We start from the raw sequence: 24,232 nt of genomic DNA on the forward strand, positions 1-24,232 counted from the left end.
ATGAAGGCCCGCCCATTCCTGGCGGTGCTGCTGGCCCTGGTGCTGGTGGTGTTCGGTCTGGGGCTCGGTGGCTGGTGGCTGGTGTGGCAGCGCAGTGCCCTGCGTCTCCAGCGGCTGCCGCTGGAGGTGCCGCGGGCGGCCCGGTTCGTGCCACGGGACGCCCCGTTCAGCCTCCATCTGTTCACCGATGGCGACCAGCCCCTCGACTACGCCAGGGCCGTCGCCCCGCCCCGCCAGCGACGCCAGGCGGCGGAGGCGGTCGGCCGGCTGCGCGACGGGGCCTTCGCCGCGGCCGGTCTCGACTACGGGACGGAGCTGAGCTCCTGGCTGGCGGCACCGGTGGGCCTGGCCCTGTTCGAGGCCGATACCGGCGGCGCGGCGGGAGCCACCCGGCGGGGGGGCTGGCTGCTGGTGCTGGGGAGCCGGGACGACGGCGGCGCCCGCCGCTTTCTGCAGCGTTTCTGGCAGACCCGCAGCCTGGCGGGTACGGATCTCCAGATCAGCACCTACCGGGGCCTAGGGCTGATCAGCGGCCGTGGTGCCCTGCTGGGCCGGACGCCGATGCCCCTGGCCACGGCCCTGGTGGATGACGACCTCGTCCTGATCGCCTCGGGCCGGGGGGTGCTGGAGCAGGCCCTCGACGTGTCCCAGATCGACGAGCTCAACCAGGCCGGCCAGCCCGGCTTCCAGGAGGGGCTGCGGCGGCTGGGCACCGGGGCCGCCCTGGTGCAGGCGGCCCCGGACGCCCTGGAGCGCTGGCTGGGGCTGCCGCTGCCGGCGGCGGCCGACCAGCGGCCCGGCGGGCTGCTGCTGGCCCTGCGGCCCGACGGCCGCAGCCTGCGGCTCTCGGGCCTGCTGGAGCTGCCGCCGCAGACGACGCTGCCCCAGGTCGGTGCCGACGACGACCTGGGCCGGGCCCTGCGGGCCGCCCTGCGCCGCCCCTCCGCCAGCCTCGCCCTGGTGCAGGACCCCGCCGCCATCGCCGCCATTCCGCTGCTGCAGCCGTTGCTGACCCGCATGGCCGGTGGAGCCGGGGCGGCGGGGTCCCTGCCCGCGCTGGTGGTGGCGTCCGACGGGGGGCCCCTGCTGGCGGCCGCCAGCGGTGAGCGCTGGCTGCTCGGCACGGCGGCCGACCGGCCGGAGGCGGCGGCCGTCGAGGCCTCCCTGGCGGCCGATGGTCTGATCGCCGCTCCCCTGGAGGTGGAGGGCCGTTCGTTGCTGGTCTGGACGCGGCTGCGGGCCGGCCCCACCCGCCGCGACGGCAGGGCCGAGCAGTTGCAGGCCCCCCTGCTGGGCTGGCGCTGGCAGCGGGGCGACCTGGCCTGGTGGGGGGAGTCTCTGGGGCAGCTGGAGAGCCTCGAGGGGCCCGGGTCGAAGGGCGCTCCACAACCCCAGGATCCGCTGGAGGCCCTGGCCGCCCCCGGGGCTGCCCTGCAGTGGGCCCTCGATGGTCCGCCGGCCCGCGACCTGCTGGCCTCGTGGCAGCCGTGGCAGCGCCTCACCGCCCTGGCCGGCGGACCCCTCAGTGACCCGGTGGTGGGGCTGGCCCTGGCCCTGACCGGGGAGTCCGGGGGCCTGACCGTGGACGCGCGACTCGACTTCGGGGACTCCTGACCATGGCGTCCCAGAGCTGGGAACTGCTGTTGCTGCGCCATGGCATCGCCGAGGAGCGCAGCCCGGACCGCGTCGACGCCGAGCGGGAACTCACCGCCGCCGGGCGGGCCCGCACCAGGGCCGTGCTGGAGCGGGCCGCCGGTCTGGGGCTGCGGGCCGGTCGCCTGCTCTCCAGCCCCCTGGCCCGGGCCCGGCAGACCGGGGAGATCGCCCGCGAGGTCGGGCTGGCGGAGGGCCTGGAGCTGGCCCAGGCCCTGGAGCCGGGGGGTGACCCCCTGCCCCTGCTGCCGGCCTGGCTGAGCCAGGCGGAGGGGGGCGCGGGGGCACCCTGCCGGCTGTTGCTGGTGGGCCATGAACCGGACCTGGGGCTGCTGGCGGCCCGCCTCCTGGGGGCGCCGCCCGGCGCCATCGCCCTGCGCAAGGCCGGCCTGGCCCTGCTGCGTCTGCCCCCGGTGCCGGCCGGGGCGGCGCTGGCCGGCACCGCCCGCCTCGAATGGCTGGTGCGGCCCAGGCTCTGGCTGCCCCGCCCCTGAGCCGGCAGCCGGCGCTACGGCAGACGCCCGTTCCTGCGCCTAAGTTCATCCCATCCACAGGATTCGGCATGGCGGCGGAGAGCACCCCAGAGGCCAACGACCCTCAGGGCACCCCTCCCCGCCCATCGCCACCGGCGCCGGCCACACCCACGTTCCGCCCTGGCCTGGAGGGGGTGCCGGCCACCCAGTCGGCCGTGTGCGACATCGAAGGCCAGCGGGGCCTGCTCACCTACCGGGGCTACCCCATCGAGCAGCTCGCGAGCCACAGCAGCTTCCTCGAAACCGCCTACCTGCTGATCTGGGGGGAGCTGCCCACCATCTTCCAGCTCAGGGAGTTCGAGCAGGAGGTGCAGATGCACCGGCGGCTCAGCTTCCGCATCCGGGACATGATGAAGTGTTTCCCGGCCACGGGCCATCCGATGGATGCGCTCCAGGCCAGTGCGGCCTCCCTGGGGCTCTTCTATTCCCGCCGCGCCCTGTACGACCCCCAGTACATCGTTGATGCGGTGGTGCGGCTGATCGCCAAGATCCCCACGATGGTGGCGGCGTTCCAGCTGATCCGGAAGGGCCAGGACCCGATCCAGCCCCGGGACGACCTGGCCTACTCGGCCAACTTCCTCTACATGCTCACCGAGCGGGAGCCCGATCCCCTGGCGGCACGGATCTTCGACGCCTGCCTGATCCTGCATGCCGAGCACAGCCTCAACGCCAGCACCTTCAGCGCCCGCGTCACGGCCAGCACCCTCACCGACCCCTACGCGGTGGTGGCCTCGGCGGTGGGCACCCTGGCCGGCCCCCTGCACGGCGGCGCCAACGAGGATGTGCTTGACATGCTCGACCAGATCGGCACCACCGACCAGGTGGAACCCTGGCTCGACCGGGCCATCGCCCAGAAGCAGAAGATCATGGGTTTCGGCCACCGCGAGTACAGGGTCAAGGATCCCCGGGCCGTGATCCTGCAGGGCCTGGCCGAGGAGCTCTTCCAGCGCTTCGGCCACGACGCCATGTACGACGTCGCCCTCAAGCTGGAGGAGGTGGCCGGCCGGCGCCTGGGGCCGAAGGGCATCTACCCGAACGTCGACTTCTACTCCGGTCTCGTCTACCGGAAGCTGGGTATTCCCCGCGACCTGTTCACCCCCATCTTCGCCATCGCCCGTACGGCAGGATGGCTGGCTCACTGGAAGGAACAACTGGGTGCCAACCGCATCTACCGTCCCTCGCAGATCTACACCGGCCCCACCGAGCGGGGCTGGCTCCCCCTGGAAAGCCGTCCGGTTCCTGGCTGAGTCACTGGCTGACCCGTTCCCCCTTAGGTTCCCCTCCAACGGAGTTCTCTGATGCTGTCCACTGGCCTGTTGGGTGCCGCCATCGCTCCCCCCGGTCTCGATCTCCAGTCGAGCTTCCTTGACCTCGCCCAGGCCATGGGTCTCACCCCCGCAGCGGCCCGCCTGCTGTGGCTGCCCCTGCCCATGGTGCTGGTTCTGGTGGGGGCGGTCGTCGGGGTGCTGGTGAGCGTCTGGCTCGAGCGCAAGATCTCGGCGGCGGTGCAGCAGCGCATCGGCCCTGAGTATGCCGGCGCCCTAGGGGTGCTTCAGCCCCTGGCCGATGGCCTCAAGCTGGTGTTCAAGGAGGACATCATCCCGGCCCGGGCCGATGCCCTGCTCTTCAGCCTCGGCCCCGTGCTGGTGGTGGTGCCCGTGATCCTCTCCTGGCTGGTGGTGCCCTTCGGCCAGAACCTGTTGATCAGCAACGTGGGGGTGGGCATCTTCCTGTGGATCGCCCTGAGCAGCATCCAGCCCATCGGCCTGCTGATGAGCGGCTATTCCAGTAACAACAAGTATTCGCTCCTGGGCGGGCTGCGGGCCGCCGCCCAGTCGATCAGCTACGAGATCCCCCTGGCCCTGGCGGTGCTGGCGGTGGTGATGATGAGCAATTCCCTCAGCACTGTCGACATCGTCGCCCAGCAGACCGGGGCCGGCATCTTCAGCTGGAACATCTGGCGCCAGCCCGTCGGCTTCGTGATCTTCTGGATCTGTGCCCTGGCGGAGTGCGAGCGACTCCCCTTCGACCTGCCGGAGGCCGAGGAGGAACTGGTGGCCGGCTACCAGACCGAGTACTCCGGCATGAAGTTCGCCCTCTTCTACCTGGGCAGCTACATCAACCTGGTGCTCTCGGCCCTGCTGGTGTCCGTGCTCTACCTCGGCGGCTGGAGCTTTCCTCTGCCCGTCGAGTGGATCACCGGCTGGCTCGGTGTCTCCCCCGACGCCCCCCTGGTCCAGGTGATCACCGGTTCGATCGGCATCGTCAGCACGATCCTCAAGGCCTACCTGCTGGTGTTCTTCGCGATCCTGCTGCGCTGGACCACCCCACGGGTGCGGATCGACCAGCTGCTCGACCTGGGCTGGAAGTTTCTGCTCCCCATCGCCCTGGTCAACCTCCTGGTCACCGCCGGCCTCAAGCTGGCCTTCCCGGTCGCCTTCGGCGGCTGAACCCGTTCCCCGAATACCAACACAGTGGCCCCCACCGGGCCATCATGGTCCCCATCCCGTAACCCCCCGCCCCTGCCATGTTCGGGTTTCTCAAGCAAGTCGGTGACTACACCCGGGAGGCGGTGAGCGCGGCCCAGACGATGACCCAGGGGCTGGCGGTCACCTTTGATCACCTGCGCCGGCGGCCGATCACCGTTCAGTACCCCTACGAGAAGCTGATCCCCTCGGAGCGCTACCGGGGCCGGATCCACTACGAACTCGACAAGTGCATCTCCTGTGAGGTCTGCGTGCGGGTCTGCCCCATCAACCTCCCCGTCGTGGACTGGGTGATGAACAAGGCCACCAAGAAGAAGGAGCTGCGCAACTACTCGATCGATTTCGGGGTGTGCATCTTCTGCGGCAACTGCGTGGAGTACTGCCCCACCAACTGCCTCTCCATGACCGAGGAGTACGAGCTGGCGGCCTTCGATCGCCACAGCCTCAACTACGACAACGTCGCCCTCGGCCGCCTGCCCACCAGCGTCACTTCCGACCCGGCGGTGTTCGCCCTGCGGGAACTGGCCTACCTTCCCAAGGGCGCCATGGATCCCCATGGGGTCCCCGCCAGCGAGCCGCGGGCCGGCCAGCTGCCGTCCCAGGTGCTGGAAACCCTCCAGCCGGTCCCCAGCGGTGGGTCCCCCGCCGCCGCCCCCTCCGACAGCACCGCAGAGTCCTGATGTCGATCGCCTCCACCACCCAGCAGATCTGTTTCCTGGTGCTCTCGGCCACCACGGTGATCGGCTCCCTGGGCGTTGTCCTGCTGCCCAACATCGTCTATTCCGCCTTCCTGCTCGGCGGCGTCTTCCTTTCAGTGTCCGGGCTCTACCTGCTGCTCAACGCCAGCTTCGTCGCCGCCGCCCAGATCCTGGTCTATGTCGGGGCGGTCAATGTGCTGATCCTGTTCGCGATCATGCTCGTGAACAAGAAGGAAACCCTCGCCGCGATTCCCGGCCTGCTGGTCCGCCGTCTTCTGTCCGGGGCCGTCTGCGCCGGCCTGTTCGCGCTGCTGCTGCGGGTGGCGTTCACCACCCCGTGGGCCCTGCCGGGCCCCACCCCGGTCGGGGAGGAGGCCACCATCCGGATCGGTGAGCACCTCTTCACCGACTATCTCCTGCCCTTCGAGCTGGCGTCGGTGCTGCTGCTGATGGCCATGATCGGGGCCATCGTCCTGGCCCGCCGCGACGTCTTCAGCACCGACGTGATCACCGGCGAGCCGGCCGATCAGGGTCTGATCGAGAAGGACCGCACCCCGCTGCTGATCGAGACGTCCGCCTCCGCTCCCACGCTGCTCACCAAGCCATGATCTCCGACGCCGCCTCCCCGATCCCCCTCGAGGCCTTCCTCGCCGTCGCGGCCATGCTGTTCTGCGTGGGTGTCTGGGGCCTGATCAACAGCCGCAATGCCGTGCGGGTGCTGATGAGCATCGAGCTGATGCTCAACGCCGTCAACATCAACCTGATGGCCTTCTCGAACTACCTGGATGGTCAGCTGATCCGGGGCCAGGTGTTCGCGATCTTCGTGATCACCGTGGCGGCGGCCGAGGCGGCCGTCGGTCTGGCCATCCTGCTGTCGCTCTATCGCAACCGCGAAACCGTCGACATGGAGCGCTTCAACCTGCTGCGCTGGTAGCGGTGCCACCGTCCCCGGAGTGCGCCCATGCGGCTTGAGAGGGTCTGGCTGATCCTCCGCAAGGGCAGCCAGGCGGCCCAGCGCCAGGCCCGTCGCTGCGCCCAGGACCTGCGCTCCCAGGGGACCATCGTCACCACCACCGTCAGCGGGCTGGGGCTGAACCCCTTCCCCGGACTCCTGGCCACCGAAGCCGAGCTGCCCGATCTGGCCGTGGTCCTCGGCGGTGACGGCACTGTTCTGGCGGCCGCCCGTCACCTGGCCAGCTACGGGGTGCCGGTGCTCAGCTTCAACGTCGGTGGCCACCTGGGTTTCCTCACCCACGAGCGACGCCTGCTCCGGCTGCAGGGCGATGGCCACGGGGAGCCCGGCGGCCACGATCCCGACGACACCCTCTGGCAGCGGCTGCGGGACGACCGCTTCGCCGTCGAGCGGCGCATGATGCTGGAGGCCCGGGTCGACCGGGGCGATGGCGTGCCCCAGGAGGGGGACGTGGGCTCCGGCGGCGACCTCAGCGGGGTCGGCGACGGCCCCCATACGGCCCTCAACGACTTCTACTTCCGCCCCGCCCTCGACGAGCTCTCCCCCACCTGCATGCTCGAGCTTGAGATCGACGGGGAGGTGGTGGACCAGTACCGGGGCGATGGCCTGATCATCGCCACCCCCACCGGCTCCACGGGCTATGCCATGGCCGCCGGCGGTCCGATCCTCCACCCGGGCATCGAAGCGATCGTGGTCACGCCGATCTGCCCGATGAGTCTCTCCAGCCGGGCGGTGGTGGTGCCGCCCGGGTCCAGCCTGTCGGTGTGGCCCCTGGGGGAAACCAGCCGGCGGGTGAAGCTCTGGAAGGACGGGGCCCATGCCACCGTGCTGGAACCCGGGGATCGCTGCGTCCTGCAGCGGGGCCGCCATCCGGTGCTGATGCTCCAGCTCGAGCAGAGCCCCTCGTACTACAGCACCCTCACCCACAAGCTCCACTGGGCCGGCAGCCTCACCGCCGGCGAACCGTCCCGTAACTGATCCGCGCCCATCTACGCCCCGACGCCCCCCTGACCATGGCCCTGGAAATCGAGCGCCGCTTCCTCGTCCACGGCGAGCTGTGGCGCCCCCATGTGCTCGGCGAGAGCCTGATCCGCCAGGGGTATCTGGCCAGCGGCCGTGAGGCCCTCACCCTGCGGGTGCGGCTGGCCCGTCCCCCGGCGGGCCCGACGGCGGCCTTCCTCACCCTCAAGCTGCCGGTCCCCGGCGAGGCCCTGACGCGGCAGGAGTACGAGTACGCGATTCCGGCCGCTGACGCCGAGGCCTTGCTGGAGCGCTGCGACCATCGGCTCGGCAAGACCCGCTTCGAGCTGGATCTGCCCGGGGGTGACTGGGTCCTGGACGTGTTCGAGGGCGCCAATGGGCCCCTGGTGGTGGCGGAGGTGGAACTGGAGCGCGCCGACCAGCCGGTGGCCGTTCCCCCCTGGTGCGCCAGGGAGATCACCGGCCGCGGCGAGCTCAGCAATGCCGCCCTGGCCCGCTGTCCGCTGGCGATGTGGCCCGAGGCCGACCGGCAGGCCCTGCTCGCCCTGGCCGACTGAGCCGGCCGCGCTGGGCCGGCAGAAGTGAGCCGTCAGCGCTCAGGCCTTGCCGTTCCCGTCCTCGGGGGGCAGGGCGCAGCAGTTGAAGCCGTCACGGCAGATCTTGCCATGGTCCATGGCCCAGTTCAGCAGGGCCACCCGGTTCTTGGCGCCGGTCTTGGTGAAGATGTTGCTGACGTGGTTGTCGACCGTGCGCTTGCTGATGGTGAGCTGGCCGGCGATCTCCAGATTGGTCAGCCCGGTGGCCACCAGCTCGATGATCTCGAGTTCCCGCTCTGACAACTCGCTGCGTGGATGGACCATGGGCCGCTCCAGGGACGGGGATGGGGACGGGGAGCTGGACGCCGCCATGGACCTGCGCTCAGCCATCGGCTCCTTGGCGAGGGCTGTTTCACTCTAGGCAGCGGCTGCTCCATGATGCCCCTGTCTTGGAGATGGCCGTTGCAGCTTCGACAGGCCCTGGCGGACGGTCGGTTCGCCGTGACGGCGGAGGTGACACCGCCCCGTGGGGGCGATGCTGGACGCACCCTCGAGGCGGCGACAGCGCTGCGGGGTCTGGTGCATGCGGTCAACGTCACCGATGGCAGCCGGGCCGTGATGCGGATGAGCAGCCTGGCGGTGTGCCGTCTGCTGCTGGAGGCCGGCATCGAGCCGGTGCTGCAGATGACCTGCCGCGACCGCAACCGCATCGCCCTGCAGGCCGATCTGCTCGGCGCCCATGCCCTCGGCATCCGCAACCTGCTCTGCCTCACCGGTGACCCGGTGCGGGCCGGCGATCAGCCCGCGGTCCGCGCGGTGAACGAGCTGGAGGCGGTGCGGCTGCTGCAGCTGGTGCGGGGCCTCAACGCCGGCGAGGATCCGGTGAAGGGGGAGTTGCCGGATGGGGCCACGGCGCTCTTCCCCGGCGCCGCCGCCGATCCCCAGTCACCCAGCTGGAGCGGTTTGCTCTCCAGGGTGCGCCGCAAGCAGGAGGCGGGCGCCCGCTTCCTCCAGACCCAGATGGTGATGGATGCGGCCGCCCTGCGCCGCTTCGTGGAGGAGATCACCGGCCCCCTCGGACTGCCGGTGCTGGCCGGGGTGTTTCTGCTCAAGTCGGCCCGCAACGCCCAGTTCATCAACCGCGTCGTGCCGGGGGCCTGCATCCCCCAGTCCCTGATCGACCGCCTCGCCGGCGCGGCCGATCCGGCGGCGGAGGGGGTGGCGATCGCCGCCGAACAGGTGGCCACCTACCGCTCCATTGCCCAGGGGGTGCACCTGATGGCCATCAAGGCGGAACACCGCATTCCCCAGATCCTGCGGCTGGCGGGGCTAGTGGGCGCCGCTGGCGGCGAGGTCGGTGCCCAGCAGCTCGGCCATGGCCTTCTGCTGCGGTGAGGGGGTGCCCACGTCCTGGCGGCGGGAATCGGTGATGAGCCAGTCGAGGGCGGCCTCCTGGAGATCGAAGTGGTCGCCGTTGCGGTCGACGCAGTAGCGGCCGTAGACCAGCTTCTCGACGAGCTGGACCCCGGGGCCGATCCGGGAGTAGTCGAAGATGATCGAGTTGTCGATCGTGGCCCCTTCACAGATGTGGCAACTCGGCCCGATCATGGCCGGCCCGATGATCGTGACGCCGTTCTCGATGCGGGTCATGCCGCCCACGAAGATCGGCCCCTCCACGTGGATCTGGTCCCAGTCGGCCGCCACGTTGAGGCCCGCGTAGATGCCGGGGCGCACCTGCTTGCCGGGAATCTGCACCTGGCGGACATGCCCCTGCAGCACGCTGCGGATCGCCTGCCAGTAATCCGGCACCTTGCCGATGTCGACCCACTCGAACTCCATGGGCAGGGCATAGAAGGGAGCCCCGGACTCCACCAGCCTGGGGAACAGATCGGCGGCGATGTCGAAGGGTTCGCCGCTGGGGATGAAGTCGAGGACCTTCGGCTCGAAAATGTAGATGCCGGTGTTGATCATGTCGCTGGCGGCCTCCTCGACCGTCGGCTTCTCCTGGAAGGAGAGCACCCGTCCGCCCTCGTCGGTCACCACCACCCCGTAGCTGCTCACCTGGTCGCGGGGAACGCGCTTGGTGATCAGGCTGGCCATCGCCCCCTTCTCCCGATGGCGGCGCACGGCCTCGGTGAGATCGAGATCGATGAGGGCGTCGCCGCAGAGCACCACGAAAGTGTCGTCGAAAAAGGCCTGGAAGTCCTGGATCTTCTTCAGGCCCCCGGCCGAGCCCATGGCTTCACCGATCAGCTCCCCGTCCTTGATGCGTCCCTCAAAGCTGTAGGCGATCTGGACACCGAAACGCTGGCCGTCGCGGAAATAGTTCTCGATCTCCTCGGACAGGTGCGAGACATTGACCATGATTTCGTTGAAGCCGTGCTCCCGGAGCAACTCGAGCAGAAACTCCATCACGGGTTTCTGGAGGATCGGGATCATCGGCTTGGGCGTTGTGTGCGTGATCGGACGCACCCGTGTTCCCTTGCCTGCCGCCAGGATCATCGCCTTCATCGGCGTCGTTTCAGGTCGGAGGTCAAAACCCAGCCTAAGGAGAAACCTCAGGCGGCCACTGCTTCCCGAGCCGGCCCCCTATCTGACCCCTGGCCTGGGAGCCGCGGCAGGCTCACCGCCTCCCCTCGCTCCTCGCAGCGCCGCCGCAGGCTGAGGGGGCCGTAGAGGCCGCCGTCCTGGGCCAGTTCCACCTTGCCCTGGGAGGAGAGGAACAGCAGGGCCCAGAACACCCCCACCCGATCGCTGTCCAGATCGGCGTCCTCCGGCGAGCCGGCGCGGGGGCGGGCCAGGGCCTCCGCCCAGGCGCCCACCAGGGCATCGAAGGCCACCCACTCGAGGGCCTCGGCGGTGGGCTCCCACGCCAGCAGGAAGCGGCTCAGGGCTGCGGTGGTCTCCGGCAGTTTCTCCCGGTGGGCCAGGGAGGCCACCTGGGCGATCGCGGCCCGCTCGCTGTAACGGCGGGCGCGGGGCCTGTGCCGCCCTTCCCCTCCCTCCTGCTCGAGCCGCTCGGCGATGTCCTCGAGCTGGCGGATCAGCTCCCCCAGGGTGACGGGGCGCTGCAGGGGAGGCGGCGCCACCGGGCGGCGCAGCAGGTGTCGTTCGGGCCGTCGCGGCAGGGCCACGGCGGAGGGATCCCAGCCATCGTCGTCCTCGGGGGCGAACGAGTCCTCCAGCAGCGGTTCGGGCGGGAAGGTGGCCGATTCCAGCAGCTCGGCCTTGAGCCCCACCAGCACCGAGGCGGCCAGGAAGGCCTCGCTGGACTCGGCCAGATCCCGTTCGTAGCTGCCCCCCCCGGGGGCCAGGCGCCTGGGCAGCTCGATGCGCTGGCGCAGCTGGTCGAGGAAGCCGTCGACGACGGCGATCACATCCACGTCCCAGGGATCGATGTCGCCCCGTTCGGCCGCGTCCTGGAGCAACCGGATGGCGAGTCTGGCGCCCGCTTCTGCCACGCGCGATGTCCTGCTCGGAGGGTGCCGTCCCTGGGCAAGCTACCGGCTGCGGCCCGTCGGCACCAGTCGCGGTGATGACTGAACCGACCCCGCGGGTTCAGTCGACCGCCAGGGACAGGCCCTCGTCGCCCCCGGCCTTGGAGGACGGCGCCGAGCTCTCGCCGGCGGCCGGCAGGAGCCCCAGCTGGGCGTCCACGGTGGCCCGGTAGCGGCGCAGATCGTTCTCCAGTTCGCTGATCCGCACCTGCTGGGCCTCCACTTCGCCGGCGGTCTGCAGGGTCTCCACCTTGCGCACCACGCCGCTCCAGACGGCGTAGATCCAGGCGGCGGTGGCGCCGAGACCACCGACCACCAGCAGCAGGGCCGCCAGCGGCAGGGTGGTGCTCACCCCCGGCAGGAAATGCACCGTGGTGGCGGTGGTGTTCTCCAGGGTGAACATCACCGTGGCCAAGCCGAAGCTGAAGATCAGAAGGAAGTTGATCTGCCGCATGGAGACCCAGGCTGTGCGATGGAGGAGCGTAGGCGTCCTCCCCGGAGGATGGCTCCATGGCCCCGGGCCTGCGCAGGGTTTCGTAACCGGCCCCCGACCGGCCCCCCGGCGTGGCGGGGACGGGGCTCAGCCGAGGGCCGGGGCGTGCAGCAGGGCCGGCGGCAGGCTGCCGAAGGCGCCGGTGGCCATCACCGCCGGGACCGGGGCGCGGCCCACCTTCACCAGGGCCACCGACTCCCGCTCCACCAGAGCCTCGATCGCGGCCCGGTAGCTGTCGGTGACCAGGCGCGGGTAGAGGCCGATGCCGATGATCGGCACCAGCAGGCAGGAGATCACGTAGATCTCCCGCGGCTCGGCATCGACCAGGTGGGTGTGGGAGGCGAGCTCGGGGTTCTCCTTGCCGAAGAAGATCTCCCGCAGCATCGACAGCAGGTAGATGGGGGTGAGGATCACGCCGATGGCCGCCAGCACCGCGATGACGATGCGGAAGCTGAGGCTGTAGGCCTCGCTGGTGGCGAAGCCCACGAACACCATCAGCTCGGAGACGAAGCCGCTCATGCCCGGCAGGGCCAGGGAGGCCAGGGAGCAGACGGTCCAGAGGGCGAACATCTTGCGCATCTTCTGGCCCACGCCGCCCATCTCGTCGAGCTGGAGGGTGTGGGTGCGGTCGTAGGTGGCCCCCACCAGGAAGAACAGGCTGGCGCCGATCAGGCCATGGCTGATCATCTGGAGCATGGCGCCACTGGTGCCGAGGGCGCTGAAGCTGCCGATGCCGATCAGCACGAAGCCCATGTGGCTGATCGAGCTGTAGGCGATCTTGCGCTTGAGGTTCCGCTGGGCGAAGGAGGTGAGGGCGGCGTAGATGATGTTGACCACCCCCAGGATCACCAGCAGGGGGGCGAACTGGGCGTGGGCCTCCGGCAGCAGCTGCACGTTGAAGCGCAGCAGCGCGTAGCCACCCATCTTCAGCAGGATCCCCGCCAGCAGCATGTGCACCGGAGCGGTGGCCTCACCGTGGGCATCGGGCAGCCAGGTGTGCAGCGGCACCACCGGCAGCTTGACGCCGAAGGCGATCAGCAGGGCGGCGTAGCAGAGCACCTGGAAGCCGGTGCCGAACTCCTTGGCCGCCAGCACCGTGTACTCGAAGCTGGGGGCCCCGCCGCCGTAGAAGGCCATCGCCAGGCCGGCCAGCAGGATGAACAGGGAGCTGCCGGCGGTGTAAAGGATGAACTTGGTGGCGGCGTACTGGCGCTTCTTACCGCCCCAGATGGCCAGCAGCAGGTACACCGGCAGCAGCTCCAGCTCCCAGGCCAGGAAGAACAGCAGCATGTCCTGCACGGCGAAGACGGCGATCTGGCCGCCGTCCATGGCCAGGAGCAGGAAGTAGAAGAGCCTGGGCTTGAACGTCACCGGCCAGGCCGCCAGGCAGGCCAGGGAGGTGATGAAGCTGGTGAGCAGGATCAGCGGCATCGAGAGGCCGTCGGCCCCCACCGACCAGGCCAGACCCAGATCGGGCAGCCACTGCACCCGCTCCACCAGCTGCAGGCCGGGGTCGGCGGGGTCGTAGCCGCGCAGGTAGGCCCCCACGGTGACCAGGAAGGTGGTGAGGGCGACGCCGAGGGCGTACCAGCGGACCTGCCTGCCGTCGCCCTTGTCGGGCACGAAGGGGATCAGAAGCGCGGCACCGATCGGGAACAGAATCGCGGTGCTCAGCCAGGGAAAGGGCACAGAACGGTGCTGTCCATCTGGCCGGAGTGTAGAAATCCAGGCCTCCTACCCACCCTGCGGATGGGCGTTGTCACACACAGAAGGGCTCAGCCGAAGGCCCCGAACAGCAGCACCAGGCCGATCACGCCCCCGAAGACGATCAGGGCATAGAACTGGACCCGGCCGGTCTCGAAGTACTTGAGGCCCTCGCCGCTGCCCAGGGTGAGCAGGCCGGTGAGGTTCACCACCCCGTCCACCACCTTGGAGTCGACGTCGAGCACCTGGCGGGCCAGCCGGCGGCTGCCCTGGACGAACAGCTTGTCGTTGATGGCATCGAGATACCACTTGTTGGCCAGGAACCGGTTGATGGCCGGGAAGCGCCCCGCCACGGCGGTGCCCAGGTCAATTCGGTGCAGGGCGTAGGCCAGCACGGCCAGGCCGATGCCGAGGCTGGAGATGGCCACCGAAGCGCCCGCCAGGGGCAGGAACTCCCCCCAGCTGAAATGCTTGGCCACCTCGATGGCCTCGGCGGGATCGACCAGCTGGCCGAAGCGGCTGTTCCAGGGAGTGCCCAGCAGGCCGATCAGTACCGACGGGACCGCCAGCACCACCAGCGGGGCCGCCATCTGCCAGCCCGACTCGTGGGGATGGCTGGCGTGGGCGTGGTGGCCGTCGTCGGCGGATCCGCCCGTGGGCTGGCCGGCGGCGGTGAGCAGCTGGGCGCGGATGGTGGTGTCCTGGCCGCGGAAGGTGCCCTCGAAGGTGAGGAAATAGAGGCGGAACATGTAGAAGGCGGTCATCCCCGCGGTCAGGAAGCCCATGGCCCAGAGCAGGGGGAAGCTGTTGAAGGCCTGGCCGAGGATCTCGTCCTTGCTCCAGAAACCCGCCAGGGGGGGGATGCCGCTGATCGCAATGCAGCCGATCAGGAAGGTGGCGGAGGTGATCGGCATGAACTGGCGCAGGCCGCCCATCAGGCGCATGTCCTGGGCGAGCACCGGCTCGTGGCCCACCACCTCCTCCATGGCGTGGATCACCGAGCCGGAGCCGAGGAACAGCATCGCCTTGAAGAAGGCGTGGGTGACCAGGTGGAACATGCCGGCCACCGGGGCGCCGCAGCCCATGGCCAGCATCATGTAGCCGAGCTGGGAGACGGTGCTGTAGGCCAGCCCCTTCTTCAGATCCATCTGGGTGAGGGCGATGGTGGCCCCCAGAAACAGGGTGATGGTGCCGATCACGGCGATCACCAGCTGCACCTGCGGAAAGGGCTCGTAGACCGGCTGCAGCCGCGCCACCAGGAAGACGCCGGCCGCCACCATGGTGGCGGCGTGGATCAGGGCCGAGATGGGGGTGGGACCCTCCATGGCGTCGGGCAGCCACACATGGAGGGGAAACTGGGCCGACTTGGCCATCGGGCCCATGAACACCAGCAGGCAGAGCAGCACGGCCACCCCGGTGGGCAGGCCGCCACCGGCGACGGCCGCCGAGAGCCGTTCACCGATCTCTTCGAAGCCGAAGCTGCCGGTGGCCCAGAACAGGCCGAGGATCCCCAGCAGCAGGCCGAAGTCGCCGACCCGGTTGACGACGAAGGCCTTCTGGGCGGCGTTGGCGGCGGCATCGCGGTCGTACCAGAAGCCCACCAGCAGGTAGGAGCACATGCCCACCAGCTCCCAGAACACGTAGATCTCGAGCAGGTTGGGGCTGATCACCAGGCCCAGCATCGAGCTGCTGAACAGGGCCAGGTAGGTGAAGAAGCGGACATAGCCCTTGTCGTGGGTCATGTAGCCGTCGGAATAGACCATCACCAGCAGGGCGATGGTGGTCACCAGCGAGAGCATCACCGCCCCGAGGGCGTCGACGCGGAAGCCCATCTGCAGGTGGAAGGTGCCGGCGCCGGCCCAGTCGAACAGGACCTCGGTGGCCCCTGCTCCAGCCAGCTGCTCGGCCAGGATCGCGAAACTCAGCACCGCGGCCATGCCCACGGTGGTGATCAGCAGCAGCGCCACCGGCTTGCGCAGGCGGTTGACGGTGCGGTTGAAGGTGATCAGCCCCAGGCCGGTGAGGCAGGCCCCCAGCAGGGGAAGCACCGGGATCAGCCAGGCAAGTTCGGAAGCGGCGGACATCCTGGAGGCTCTGTTGGCGCGAGTTTAGGCAGGCCCGTCGGCCTGGCCCCGGCTCTGTGGGGGCCTGCCCATCGACCCCCGCCGGCTGGCGGCAGCCTCACCCCAGCCAGTGGGCCAGGCCCGTGCGCGAGAAGGTGGTGGCGCCGAGGCCGATCCAGCGGTGGGCCCACCAGAGGACGCCGATGGCGATGGCGATCCCCAGCTGGGAGGGCCGCAGGAATTCCGCCGCCACCAGCGTCTGGCGGCCGTCCAGCACGGCGGCGAAGGGCAGCACCGAGGTGGAGGCCCGCAGCTCCTCGAAGGCAGCCCCAAAGCGGTTGCGCAGGCGCCGGTCCCCGTTCCAGACGGCGAACAGGTGGTGGCCGATCAGCCCCACGCAGGCCACCAGCGTGAAGCTGGTGCCGATCCAGAGCAGGTGGGTGGCGCACCAGAGCACCTGGCCCACGGCCTGGGGATGGCGGCTCACCCGGATGATCCCCGTGGCGTAGAGGCGCACCTGGGGCTTGAGCACGGCCGGGATCTCGAGCAGGTTGTAAGTGGCCGGGTACAGGAACAGGAAGCTGATGGCCGTGCCGGTCCAGACCACCGGCACCACCCAGGGCTGGTCCTGCAGGTTCCAGAGCCGGACCCCGTCGTAGCGGTGGGCCAGGAAGTAGCCCACCACCACCACCGCCGAGGGAATGCTGAGGCCGGCGAACAGCAGGCGCCAGAGCCGGGCCCCGATCCGCTCCTCCCCCCAGACCCGCAGGGAGGCCCCGCCGCTGTGGATCAGGGCGAAGACCCCCAGCAGGGCCAGCATGACCACGCTGCTGTGCTGGGGGCCCGCCGGAACCAGGGGGAGCGAGGGCATAGGGAGCGGCGACCGCTGGCGGATGTGACAGGGCGATTCTCGCCACCGGGCGGGACCCCTAGAGTTCCGCACGGCCTGCCGGCTCCGGCGAACGGTCCCCCCGCGGCCTCCCCGACCCATGGCAGATCTGCCTTTCACCCTCGACCAGCTGCGCATCCTGCGCGCCATCGCCAGTGAGGGCAGCTTCAAGAAGGCGGCCGACAGCCTCTACGTCACCCAGCCGGCGGTGAGCCTGCAGATCCAGAACCTGGAGAAACAGCTCGACGTCTCCCTGTTCGACCGTGGCGGCCGCAAGGCCCAGCTGACCGAGGCCGGCCACCTGCTGCTCAGCTACTGCGACCGGATCCTGAGCCAGTGTCAGGAGGCCTGCCGGGCCCTCGACGATCTCCACAACCTGCGCGGCGGCTCCCTGGTGGTGGGGGCGAGCCAGACGACGGGCACCTATCTGATGCCCCGGATGATCGGCCTGTTTCGCCAGAAATACCCGGACGTGGCGGTGCAGCTGCAGGTGCACAGCACCCGCCGCACCGGCTGGAGCGTGGCCAACGGCCAGATCGACCTAGCGATCATCGGCGGCGAACTGCCGGCGGACCTCAACGACCTGCTGCAGGTGGTGCCCTACGCCAACGACGAACTGGCCCTGGTGCTGCCCCCCAAGCACCCCCTCTCCCGCCTGCCCGAGCTCACCAAGGACGATCTCTACCGCCTCGGCTTCGTCTGTCTCGATGCCCAGTCCACCACCCGCAAGATGGTGGACCAGCTGCTCAGCCGCTCCAAGCTCGACGTGCAGCGGCTCAAGATCGAGATGGAGCTGAACTCCTTCGAGGCCATCAAGAACGCCGTCCAGGCGGGTCTGGGGGCGGCGTTCCTGCCGGTGGTGTCGATCGAGCGGGAGCTGGCCGCCGGTACCCTGCACCGTCCCCAGGTGGCCGATCTGATGGTGCGGCGCCAGCTCAAACTCATCACCCACCCGGCCCGCTACTGCTCGCGGGCCGCCGACGCCTTCCGCCGCGAGGTGCTGCCGGTGTTCGCCAGCCCGGACAGCCCCCTGCGCCAGGTGCAGACCACGCCGGGGCTGGCCGAGCGCAACGGCGTCAGAACTGATCGGCCTCCGGCGTGATGCCGACGGCGTCATCGGCGGCGCCGGCGACGCCCCGGGTCTGGAACTTGTTGCCGGTGATATCGGTCTGGTAGACGCAGCGCACGATCGGCTTGTCGCGCACCGAACCGATGTAGGCGAAGGTGTTCATGCGCTGCTTGCACTGGCGCATCTGCTCGGCGGTGACGGCCCCCTCCTTCTGCAGCACCGACCAGTTCTCCCGGCGGATGACGCAACCGGGCTGGAGGGTCGGCTGGGTCACGAAGCTGCTGCTCGGGTTCATCGTGGTGTACAGCTCGATGTCCATCACGAAGGCGCTGGCGCCCCACTGCTTGCAGAACTCGGGGTCGGGCACCGCCATGTCGAGCTGCTGGGCGCTGGCGATGTTGCCCTGGTTCCCCTGGGTGGTGCTGGTCACGGCGCTGCCGATGCCGATGCCGACCACCAGGACCCCCGCCAGCACCGCCACCGTGGCCACGTTCAGCTGGATGTTGGGCCCGCCCCCGGTGGGGCCACCGCCGTTGCCGGCGGGGGGCCGGCCGCCGCCGCCGCCGTTGGTGCCGCGGCGGCCCTGGGGCCCGTAGCGGGGATCCTCCCGGCCGCCATAGCCGGTGGCGAAGCGATCGCTCTGGTCGTCGAAGCGGTCGGAGCGGCGGTCGGTGCGCGGGTCGTAGCGGTCGGGTCGGGGCGCGTAACCGCCCGGTTCGGGCCGGCCGGCGCTGCTGCGGGAGCGGGTCACAGGGTTTCCGGGCTGCGGGGCAGGCCCATCGAGTAGTTCAGAACCCGGGCCTCGGGGTTGTAGCTGAGTTCACCGGCCTGGAGCATCTGACGCACCAGCCCTTCGAGCTCGGAGCCGATGCGGCGCAGGCTGTAGTCGCTGAGTTCCTGGCCGGCCTGGGCCGCCACCAGCTCCCGGAACCGGGCGCGCACCTTCTCAAGGGCCGCTTCGTCCCAGAGGAACTCGTTGTCGGGATCGATGTCGAGGGTGAGCTGATCCGGGTCGGGGATGAGGTCGTCGTTCTCGACGCGCGCCGTGAACAGCCGGATGTGGCGGGTGGTGGACTTGAGCAGCGTCTCGACCATGGGCTCGGCCTCGGGGCGGGGATCGGGAGAAGGGGGTGGCACCCGTGGAGTGCTGTCGCAACTTTAGGTAGGTCGGCGGCCGATCCCGTCGCCGCGGCCCCCCGGCGCCGGTCGCCCCTGCCCTGGGAGGCCCGATAAGGTTGCTGCTGATCTCGGGTACGACATGCGGGTTGTCATCGCCGGGGCCGGTCTGGCCGGCCTGTCCTGCGCCAAATACCTCTGCGACGCCGGCCACACCCCGATCGTGCTCGAAGCCAGAGACGTGCTCGGTGGCAAGGTGGCGGCCTGGCAGGACGCCGATGGCGACTGGTACGAAACCGGCCTGCACATCTTCTTCGGCGCCTATCGCAACATGCGCCAACTCTTCGCCGAGCTGGACATCGAGGATCGCCTGCAGTGGAAATCCCACTCCATGATCTTCAACCAGAAGGAAGTGCCCGGCACCTACAGCCGCTTCGATTTCCCGGACCTGCCGGCTCCGCTCAACGGGGTGGCGGCGATCCTGGGCAACAACGACATGCTCACCTGGCCGGAGAAGATCGCCTTCGGTCTCGGTCTGGTGCCGGCCATGCTCCGAGGCCAGGCCTATGTGGAGGAATGCGACAAGTACAGCTGGAGTGAATGGCTGCGGATTCACAATATCCCCGAGCGCGTCAATGATGAAGTTTTTCTCGCCATGAGTAAGGCGCTCAACTTCATTAATCCCGAAGAGATCTCCAGCACGGTGGTCCTCACCGCCCTCAACCGCTTCCTGCAGGAAACGGACGGCTCCAGGATGGCCTTCCTGGACGGCAACCCGCCGGAGCGGCTCTGCCAGCCGATGGTCGATTACATCGAGGCCCGTGGGGGTGAGGTCCATCTGGAATCGCCCCTCAGGGAGATCCGCATCGACAAGGACGGCGCCGTGACGGGCTTCCGCATCGGCGGCATCAAGGGCCGGCCCGAGCGGGAGATCCAGGCCGACGCCTATGTGAGCGCCATGCCCGTCGATCCGCTCAAGCTGCTCCTGCCGGACGCCTGGAAGCCGTTGCCCTACTTCAGCAAGCTCGAGGGCCTGCGGGGGGTGCCGGTGATCAACATCCATCTCTGGTTCGACCGCAAGCTCACGGACATCGACCACCTGCTGTTCAGCCGCTCCGACCTGCTCAGCGTCTATGCCGACATGAGCAACACCTGCCGGGAGTACGAGGATCCCGACCGCTCCATGCTTGAGCTGGTGTTCGCCCCGGCCGCCGATTGGATCGGTCGCCCCGATGCGGAGATCGTGGCCGCCACCATGGAGGAGCTCAAGCGCCTGTTCCCCATCCACTTCACTGGCGACACCCCGGCCGTGCTGCGCAAGTCGGTGGTCGTCAAGACGCCACTGTCCGTCTACAAGACCGTGCCGGGCTGCCAGCAGCTGCGGCCCTCCCAGGACTCCCCCATCCCGAACTTCTTCCTGGCGGGCTGCTTCACCATGCAGCGCTACCTGGCCTCGATGGAGGGGGCCGTGCTGAGCGGCAAGCTCTGTGCCGCCGCCGTCGACGCCCACCTCTCCGGCAGCGGCCAGGGTCCGGCCCCCGCCCAGAGCCTGGCGACGGTGTGAGTGTGCTGGCCCCGCTGCCCCTCGACCGCTCCTCCGACCTTGAGGAGGCCTACGAATCCTGCCGCCAGGAGACGGCGCAGTGGGCCAAGACCTTCTATCTCGGCACGATGCTGCTGCCGCCGGCCAAGCGCAGGGCGATCTGGGCGATCTACGTCTGGTGCCGCCGCACCGACGAACTGATGGACAGCGCCCAAGCCCAGACGCTGGCGGCCAAGGTCCTGCTGGAGCGTCTCGATGCCTGGGAGGAGCGCACCCGAGCCCTGTTCGCCGGCCATGCCGTCGACGGCCTCGACCGGGTGATGCTGGACACGATCGAGCGCTTTCCCCAGCCCCTGCAGGCCTACCTCGACATGATCGAGGGCCAGCGGATGGATGTTCTCCGCGACCGCTACGCCAGCTTCTCCGATCTCCAGCTCTACTGCTACCGGGTGGCGGGCACCGTGGGTCTGATGACCCAGGAGGTGATGGGGGTCGATGCGGCCTACACCTCCGCACCCTGGAGCGAGCGCCCCGACACCTCCGAAGCGGCCGTGGCCCTGGGCATCGCCAACCAGCTGACCAACATCCTGCGGGATGTGGGTGAGGATCGCGGCCGCGGCCGCATCTACCTGCCGCAGGAGGATCTCGACCGCTTCGGTTACTCCGAAGCCGATCTGATGGCCGGGCGTCTCAATGAGAACTGGCAGGCGCTGATGCGCTTCCAGCTGGAGCGGGCCCGGGACTGGTTCAACCGCTCCGAGGCCGGGGTGCGCTGGCTGGCTCCTGATGCCCGCTGGCCGGTGTGGGCATCGCTGCGGCTGTATCGGGGGATCCTTGATGTGATCGAGAGGTTGGATTATGACGTCTTCAATCACCGCGCCTTCGTGCCCCGGGTCGGCAAATTGCTGGATCTCCCCCTCTCCTATGTGATCGCCCAGACGCGATGAAGCGGCGCCCCATCCGCCAGGCTCACCGCCTCAACCTCTGCCGCACCCTTTCCGCCGCCGTCGCCAACGCCATCAGCGCCGGGCTGGTGCTGCCGGGCCCGGCCCTGACCCAGTCCCTGCCGGCTTCGGTGAGTCCCCCCGAGGTGAAGGCCGTCGAGGGCCTGGGGGCTGGCTGGCCTGGCCCGATGCCCACCGGCGACCGTCTGCCCCCCCTGCCCCCCGAGCTCCTGGGGGCCCTGACGATGGAGCAGGCGGCGGCCTGGGCGGTGGATCGCAACCCCGTGGTGCGCTCCGCCTATCAGTCGTTGGTGGCCACCCAGAACAGCCTCGGTGCCGCCTATGCCAGCTGGTGGCCCACCCTCAACCTCAGCCTCAACGGCGGTCCCTACGCCTCCAAGACCTTCTACAACTACCCCTTCAGCGCCTCCGCGGGCTTCCCGACCGGCACCTCCAGCCTCGCCAATGCACGCGTCTTCGAGGCCAGTTACTTCCAGGCCATCGGCCAGATCGACACCACCTGGAACCTGATCGATCCCACCCGATCGGCCACGATCTGGCAGAGCAAGTACCTGGTGCGCCAGGCGGCTGACACCTATGTGATCACCCGCCGCGACCAGCGCCTCAAGACCCAGGCGGCCTACATCGATCTGCAGCGGGCCCTTGCCGCCGTCAAGACCGGCCGGGAAATCGTCGAGAACGACGAGCTCCTCTACCGCCTCGCCCAGACCCGGGTGCAGATGGGGGTGGCCTCCAGGCTGGAGGTCTTCAAACAACAGACCGTCCTGCTGGCCGATCGCCAGGCCCTGCTGGCCGCCGAGCAGCAGGTGGAGACGGCCCGGGCCAACCTGGCCCAGCTGCTGGCCACCCCCAGCCCCGATGCCCTCACGCCCGCCACACCCTTCGCACCCCTCGGCGCCTGGGGCCATTCCCTCGACGACTCGATCACGGCGAGCATCGCTTACCGCAAGGTGCTGGAGCAGCAGCTCTTGGCCGTTAAGACCAACGAGGCCCAGGCCCAGATCTACCTGGCCACCTACCGCCCCACCCTGCAGCTGATCACGTCCCTCTACTGGACGAAGGGGGTGGGTTACCTCAACCAGGGCCCGCCGTTCGTGCCCAATGCCCGCTCCGACGAATGGAACGGATCGGCCCTGCTGCAGCTGACGTTCACGGGCTTCGACGGCGGCCAGGCCCGCATGAACGCCGCCGCCGCCCGCCGCCAGGCGGCGGCCGCCGCCGAGACCTACAGCGCCACCCTGCTCCAGGTGCGCAGCGAGGTCCAGTCCCTGGTGGCCCAGGCCCGCTCCGGCCGCAGCATCGTGCTGGCCGGTGCTGAACGGGTCAAGGCGGCCAACGGGGCGCTGCGCCTCCAGACCCTGCGCTTCAACGCCGGCTACGGCACCATCACCGACGTGGTGCAGGCCCAGCAGGAGATCAGCCAGGCGGTGAGCTCCTACATCCAGAACCTGGCCACCTACAACGACACCCTGGTGCAGCTCAGCCGCTCGAGCGGCCTGCCGGTTCAGCCTGATCCCGCCCTTCTCCAGGCCGTGGGCGATCCCCTGCAGACCCTGCGTCTGCCGACGCGGATGGCCCAGATGCGCTGATCTGATCCAGCCTCCGCTGGCGCATGGCCCTGGCCCTGGCACTGATCTGCTCGAAGCCGGGGTCGTTGAGGATCGAGCAGACCTGGCCCTGCAGCTCGCTGGCGTTGATGTTGATCTCCATCTGCCGGATCTGGTCTCGCAGGGAGTTCTCCCGATCCGCCACCGCCCCGGACATCCGGTTGAAGGCCCGCACCAGCCGGCCGATGGCGTCGTCCGCCGGGTAGGTGAGGGCCTGGTGATCCTGGCCGTCGGCGATGGCGTCGGCGGCGGTTGCCAGCTCCCGCAGCTCCCGCCGGATGCCGCGGGCGATCAGCCAGGCGGCGGCGCCACTGGCGCTGATCAGGATCAGGGTGAGGATCACCAGCCGGCGGACCATCTCGTCCTTGGCCTCCTGCATCGGCAGGAGGGCATCCGCCAGGGCCTCCTGCTCCACGGACACGACCGCCAGCCAGTTCCATTCCGGGAAGGTGGCGATGTACAGGTGCTGCAGCACCGGAGTGGTGGAGCCCGGGGGGCGCACCATGGCCTTGCGCTCGAAGGGCACGCTATGGCCGAGGGTGCGGGGATCGGGAATGCCGCCGTTCTGCCGCAGGGCCAGAGCCAGGTCGATGCAGGCCTGGGTGTCCTGGGTCTGGTAGTTGCAGTACAGACCTCCGTCAGGGGTGATGCCGAAGAAGGCCGCCTGGTGGGTCTCGGCGGGGAAGAGGCTGGAGCCGGCAGCCAGGAGCTTGGAGGCAGCCTGGGTGCTGACGTCCACCAGCAGGGCCAGGTGGCCCTCCCCCGGTTTCCGGCCGGAAAGGATCGTCAGCCGGGCCATCCGCCATTCCCCATCCAGCTGCAACATGGCGGTGCGACTCATCTCTTCGGCCGGGGCTCCCTTGAAGAGGTGGTCGAAGTCCTCCACCGTGGCTGGCAGGGCCGGGGCGCCGGGCTCCAGGGCCTGGCCCTGGCTGGTGATGCCAGTGAGCCGCCGCCAGCTGCCGCTGCGGTCGCGGTAGTAGACGGCGGCCCGCTCCCGCAGCAGGGCCAGGGGGAGCCGCAGCCGGTCGTTCAGCAGGGCGGGGGCCTGCTCCTGGGTCAGGGGCCGGCCCTTCCAGGACAGGCGGCCTGCGGTGTCCATCCGTAACGGCGCCAGGGCCTTGCGCAGGTCCTTGGAGTCCTGAAGGATGACGCGGTTGAACTCCTCGGCCGACTTCTCGATGATCGAGGTGGTGACCGCCAGGGAGGAGAGGTTGTCGTGGTCGAACATCGTGCTGATCTCGATCCGGGCCTTCTGGGCCAGGCGGATCGAGCCGATGGTGGCCAGCGCCAGGAAGATCGCCAGGCTCACGAGCGGGCCGCTGACTCCCAGGAGCATCAGCCGTACGGACAGGCGCAAGGGTCGCCCCTTCCTCACCCCCGCTGTCCGTTGAGGCCGTCCGGCGAGCCGTTGGCGAATCGTCAA

24 protein-coding genes are annotated in these 24,232 nt (G+C 69.5%); 14 read left to right on the top strand and 10 right to left on the bottom strand.

The window, feature by feature from the left end:
- The 9 genes from CYAGR_RS13495 to CYAGR_RS13535 all read left to right on the top strand — a co-directional run bounded on the left by CYAGR_RS13495 (nt 1) and on the right by CYAGR_RS13535 (nt 7,881).
- On the top strand, nt 1-1,614 hold the full coding sequence (locus tag CYAGR_RS13495) for a DUF3352 domain-containing protein (RefSeq protein WP_015110397.1): 1,614 nt from the start codon (nt 1-3) through the stop codon (nt 1,612-1,614).
- 2 nt (nt 1,615-1,616) lie between these two features.
- Nucleotides 1,617-2,147, top strand: a complete 531-nt coding sequence (locus tag CYAGR_RS13500) for a SixA phosphatase family protein (protein WP_015110398.1) — start codon at nt 1,617-1,619, stop codon at nt 2,145-2,147.
- A 68-nt stretch (nt 2,148-2,215) separates the two neighbouring features.
- Nucleotides 2,216-3,433, top strand: a complete 1,218-nt coding sequence (locus CYAGR_RS13505; protein ID WP_015110399.1) for a citrate synthase — start codon at nt 2,216-2,218, stop codon at nt 3,431-3,433.
- A 51-nt stretch (nt 3,434-3,484) separates the two neighbouring features.
- Nucleotides 3,485-4,636 (top strand): NADH-quinone oxidoreductase subunit NuoH, encoded by a 1,152-nt coding sequence (gene nuoH / locus CYAGR_RS13510; RefSeq protein ID WP_015110400.1) that lies wholly within the window; start codon nt 3,485-3,487, stop codon nt 4,634-4,636.
- Nucleotides 4,637-4,713: 77 nt separating this feature from the next.
- On the top strand, nt 4,714-5,352 hold the full coding sequence (gene ndhI / locus CYAGR_RS13515) for an NAD(P)H-quinone oxidoreductase subunit I (RefSeq protein ID WP_015110401.1): 639 nt from the start codon (nt 4,714-4,716) through the stop codon (nt 5,350-5,352).
- Nucleotides 5,352-5,978, top strand: coding sequence for an NADH-quinone oxidoreductase subunit J (locus tag CYAGR_RS13520; RefSeq protein ID WP_015110402.1), 627 nt, complete (start codon nt 5,352-5,354; stop codon nt 5,976-5,978). Before ndhI ends, CYAGR_RS13520 begins: the two co-directional genes overlap by 1 nt.
- Nucleotides 5,975-6,304: an NADH-quinone oxidoreductase subunit NuoK gene (nuoK, locus tag CYAGR_RS13525; protein WP_015110403.1), complete on the top strand. Its 330-nt coding sequence runs from the start codon at nt 5,975-5,977 to the stop codon at nt 6,302-6,304. The genes CYAGR_RS13520 and nuoK overlap by 4 nt, the downstream gene beginning before the upstream one ends.
- Nucleotides 6,305-6,331: 27 nt before the next feature.
- A complete protein-coding gene (locus CYAGR_RS13530; protein WP_015110404.1) occupies nt 6,332-7,321 on the top strand; it encodes an NAD(+) kinase in 990 nt (329 codons plus the stop codon).
- Between the two features lie 35 nt (nt 7,322-7,356).
- The gene (locus CYAGR_RS13535) at nt 7,357-7,881 is read left to right on the top strand and encodes a CYTH domain-containing protein (RefSeq protein ID WP_015110405.1); all 525 of its coding nucleotides are present in this window, start codon (nt 7,357-7,359) and stop codon (nt 7,879-7,881) included.
- Between the two features lie 39 nt (nt 7,882-7,920).
- On the opposite strand, the gene pedR is transcribed toward CYAGR_RS13535, so the two are convergent.
- Nucleotides 7,921-8,184, bottom strand: a complete 264-nt coding sequence (gene pedR, locus CYAGR_RS13540; RefSeq protein WP_015110406.1) for a photosynthetic electron transport-dependent transcriptional regulator PedR — start codon at nt 8,182-8,184, stop codon at nt 7,921-7,923.
- Nucleotides 8,185-8,298: 114 nt separating this feature from the next.
- Here pedR and CYAGR_RS13545 point away from each other — a divergent pair, with 114 nt between their 5' ends.
- Nucleotides 8,299-9,255, top strand: coding sequence for a methylenetetrahydrofolate reductase (locus CYAGR_RS13545; protein WP_172637182.1), 957 nt, complete (start codon nt 8,299-8,301; stop codon nt 9,253-9,255).
- Here the strand turns inward: CYAGR_RS13545 and CYAGR_RS13550 are convergent.
- The 6 genes from CYAGR_RS13550 to CYAGR_RS13575 all read right to left on the bottom strand — a co-directional run bounded on the left by CYAGR_RS13550 (nt 9,190) and on the right by CYAGR_RS13575 (nt 16,488).
- Entirely contained in the window at nt 9,190-10,371 is a 1,182-nt protein-coding gene (locus CYAGR_RS13550; protein WP_015110408.1) for a nucleotidyltransferase family protein, read from the bottom strand. The genes CYAGR_RS13545 and CYAGR_RS13550 overlap by 66 nt on opposite strands.
- A gap of 47 nt (nt 10,372-10,418) precedes the next feature.
- Nucleotides 10,419-11,321: a segregation/condensation protein A gene (locus tag CYAGR_RS13555; RefSeq protein ID WP_015110409.1), complete on the bottom strand. Its 903-nt coding sequence runs from the start codon at nt 11,319-11,321 to the stop codon at nt 10,419-10,421.
- Nucleotides 11,322-11,418: 97 nt separating this feature from the next.
- Complete coding sequence (locus tag CYAGR_RS13560; RefSeq protein ID WP_015110410.1) at nt 11,419-11,811, bottom strand: lipopolysaccharide assembly protein LapA domain-containing protein; 393 nt, start codon at nt 11,809-11,811, stop codon at nt 11,419-11,421.
- A 126-nt stretch (nt 11,812-11,937) separates the two neighbouring features.
- Nucleotides 11,938-13,539 (bottom strand): NAD(P)H-quinone oxidoreductase subunit 4, encoded by a 1,602-nt coding sequence (locus CYAGR_RS13565; RefSeq protein ID WP_015110411.1) that lies wholly within the window; start codon nt 13,537-13,539, stop codon nt 11,938-11,940.
- 86 nt (nt 13,540-13,625) lie between these two features.
- Nucleotides 13,626-15,638: an NAD(P)H-quinone oxidoreductase subunit 5 gene (locus CYAGR_RS13570; protein ID WP_015110412.1), complete on the bottom strand. Its 2,013-nt coding sequence runs from the start codon at nt 15,636-15,638 to the stop codon at nt 13,626-13,628.
- Between the two features lie 97 nt (nt 15,639-15,735).
- A complete protein-coding gene (locus CYAGR_RS13575) occupies nt 15,736-16,488 on the bottom strand; it encodes an NnrU family protein (protein ID WP_015110413.1) in 753 nt (250 codons plus the stop codon).
- A 118-nt stretch (nt 16,489-16,606) separates the two neighbouring features.
- Between CYAGR_RS13575 and CYAGR_RS13580 the strand changes: the two genes are divergently transcribed.
- On the top strand, nt 16,607-17,608 hold the full coding sequence (locus tag CYAGR_RS13580; protein ID WP_015110414.1) for a LysR family transcriptional regulator: 1,002 nt from the start codon (nt 16,607-16,609) through the stop codon (nt 17,606-17,608).
- Here the strand turns inward: CYAGR_RS13580 and CYAGR_RS13585 are convergent.
- Nucleotides 17,583-18,326, bottom strand: a complete 744-nt coding sequence (locus tag CYAGR_RS13585; protein WP_015110415.1) for a DUF3172 domain-containing protein — start codon at nt 18,324-18,326, stop codon at nt 17,583-17,585. The genes CYAGR_RS13580 and CYAGR_RS13585 overlap by 26 nt on opposite strands.
- Nucleotides 18,323-18,670, bottom strand: coding sequence for an NAD(P)H-quinone oxidoreductase subunit M (gene ndhM / locus CYAGR_RS13590; RefSeq protein ID WP_015110416.1), 348 nt, complete (start codon nt 18,668-18,670; stop codon nt 18,323-18,325). Before ndhM ends, CYAGR_RS13585 begins: the two co-directional genes overlap by 4 nt.
- Nucleotides 18,671-18,833: 163 nt before the next feature.
- On the opposite strand from ndhM, the gene pds reads away from it, so the two are divergent.
- From pds to CYAGR_RS13605, 3 genes are read left to right on the top strand one after another with little or no spacing between them, the layout of a single operon-like run.
- Nucleotides 18,834-20,255, top strand: coding sequence for a 15-cis-phytoene desaturase (pds, locus tag CYAGR_RS13595; RefSeq protein WP_015110417.1), 1,422 nt, complete (start codon nt 18,834-18,836; stop codon nt 20,253-20,255).
- On the top strand, nt 20,252-21,181 hold the full coding sequence (locus tag CYAGR_RS13600; RefSeq protein WP_015110418.1) for a phytoene synthase: 930 nt from the start codon (nt 20,252-20,254) through the stop codon (nt 21,179-21,181). Before pds ends, CYAGR_RS13600 begins: the two co-directional genes overlap by 4 nt.
- Complete coding sequence (locus tag CYAGR_RS13605; protein ID WP_015110419.1) at nt 21,178-22,788, top strand: TolC family protein; 1,611 nt, start codon at nt 21,178-21,180, stop codon at nt 22,786-22,788. The genes CYAGR_RS13600 and CYAGR_RS13605 overlap by 4 nt, the downstream gene beginning before the upstream one ends.
- Here CYAGR_RS13605 and CYAGR_RS13610 read toward each other — a convergent pair.
- Complete coding sequence (locus CYAGR_RS13610) at nt 22,679-24,145, bottom strand: HAMP domain-containing protein (RefSeq protein ID WP_015110420.1); 1,467 nt, start codon at nt 24,143-24,145, stop codon at nt 22,679-22,681. The genes CYAGR_RS13605 and CYAGR_RS13610 overlap by 110 nt on opposite strands.
- Nucleotides 24,146-24,232 lie beyond the last annotated feature (87 nt).

This window comes from Cyanobium gracile PCC 6307, assembly GCF_000316515.1.
GTDB classification, from domain to species: domain Bacteria; phylum Cyanobacteriota; class Cyanobacteriia; order PCC-6307; family Cyanobiaceae; genus Cyanobium; species Cyanobium gracile.

What these genes read in the sequence shown, in the direction of transcription:
- CYAGR_RS13495 (WP_015110397.1), top strand. Translation starts at nt 1, where the DNA reads ATGAAGGCCCGCCCATTCCTGGCGGTGCTGCTGGCCCTGGTGCTGGTG.
- CYAGR_RS13500 (WP_015110398.1), top strand. Translation starts at nt 1,617, where the DNA reads ATGGCGTCCCAGAGCTGGGAACTGCTGTTGCTGCGCCATGGCATCGCC.
- CYAGR_RS13505 (WP_015110399.1), top strand. Translation starts at nt 2,216, where the DNA reads ATGGCGGCGGAGAGCACCCCAGAGGCCAACGACCCTCAGGGCACCCCT.
- CYAGR_RS13535 (WP_015110405.1), top strand. Translation starts at nt 7,357, where the DNA reads ATGGCCCTGGAAATCGAGCGCCGCTTCCTCGTCCACGGCGAGCTGTGG.
- CYAGR_RS13580 (WP_015110414.1), top strand. Translation starts at nt 16,607, where the DNA reads ATGGCAGATCTGCCTTTCACCCTCGACCAGCTGCGCATCCTGCGCGCC.
- CYAGR_RS13570 (WP_015110412.1), bottom strand. Translation starts at nt 15,638, where the DNA reads ATGTCCGCCGCTTCCGAACTTGCCTGGCTGATCCCGGTGCTTCCCCTG.
- CYAGR_RS13545 (WP_172637182.1), top strand. Translation starts at nt 8,299, where the DNA reads ATGCCCCTGTCTTGGAGATGGCCGTTGCAGCTTCGACAGGCCCTGGCG.
- pds (WP_015110417.1), top strand. Translation starts at nt 18,834, where the DNA reads ATGCGGGTTGTCATCGCCGGGGCCGGTCTGGCCGGCCTGTCCTGCGCC.
- CYAGR_RS13560 (WP_015110410.1), bottom strand. Translation starts at nt 11,811, where the DNA reads ATGCGGCAGATCAACTTCCTTCTGATCTTCAGCTTCGGCTTGGCCACG.
- CYAGR_RS13610 (WP_015110420.1), bottom strand. Translation starts at nt 24,145, where the DNA reads ATGCTCCTGGGAGTCAGCGGCCCGCTCGTGAGCCTGGCGATCTTCCTG.
- CYAGR_RS13520 (WP_015110402.1), top strand. Translation starts at nt 5,352, where the DNA reads ATGTCGATCGCCTCCACCACCCAGCAGATCTGTTTCCTGGTGCTCTCG.
- pedR (WP_015110406.1), bottom strand. Translation starts at nt 8,184, where the DNA reads ATGGTCCATCCACGCAGCGAGTTGTCAGAGCGGGAACTCGAGATCATC.
- CYAGR_RS13605 (WP_015110419.1), top strand. Translation starts at nt 21,178, where the DNA reads ATGAAGCGGCGCCCCATCCGCCAGGCTCACCGCCTCAACCTCTGCCGC.
- nuoK (WP_015110403.1), top strand. Translation starts at nt 5,975, where the DNA reads ATGATCTCCGACGCCGCCTCCCCGATCCCCCTCGAGGCCTTCCTCGCC.
- nuoH (WP_015110400.1), top strand. Translation starts at nt 3,485, where the DNA reads ATGCTGTCCACTGGCCTGTTGGGTGCCGCCATCGCTCCCCCCGGTCTC.
- CYAGR_RS13550 (WP_015110408.1), bottom strand. Translation starts at nt 10,371, where the DNA reads ATGAAGGCGATGATCCTGGCGGCAGGCAAGGGAACACGGGTGCGTCCG.
- ndhI (WP_015110401.1), top strand. Translation starts at nt 4,714, where the DNA reads ATGTTCGGGTTTCTCAAGCAAGTCGGTGACTACACCCGGGAGGCGGTG.
- CYAGR_RS13575 (WP_015110413.1), bottom strand. Translation starts at nt 16,488, where the DNA reads ATGCCCTCGCTCCCCCTGGTTCCGGCGGGCCCCCAGCACAGCAGCGTG.
- CYAGR_RS13530 (WP_015110404.1), top strand. Translation starts at nt 6,332, where the DNA reads ATGCGGCTTGAGAGGGTCTGGCTGATCCTCCGCAAGGGCAGCCAGGCG.
- ndhM (WP_015110416.1), bottom strand. Translation starts at nt 18,670, where the DNA reads ATGGTCGAGACGCTGCTCAAGTCCACCACCCGCCACATCCGGCTGTTC.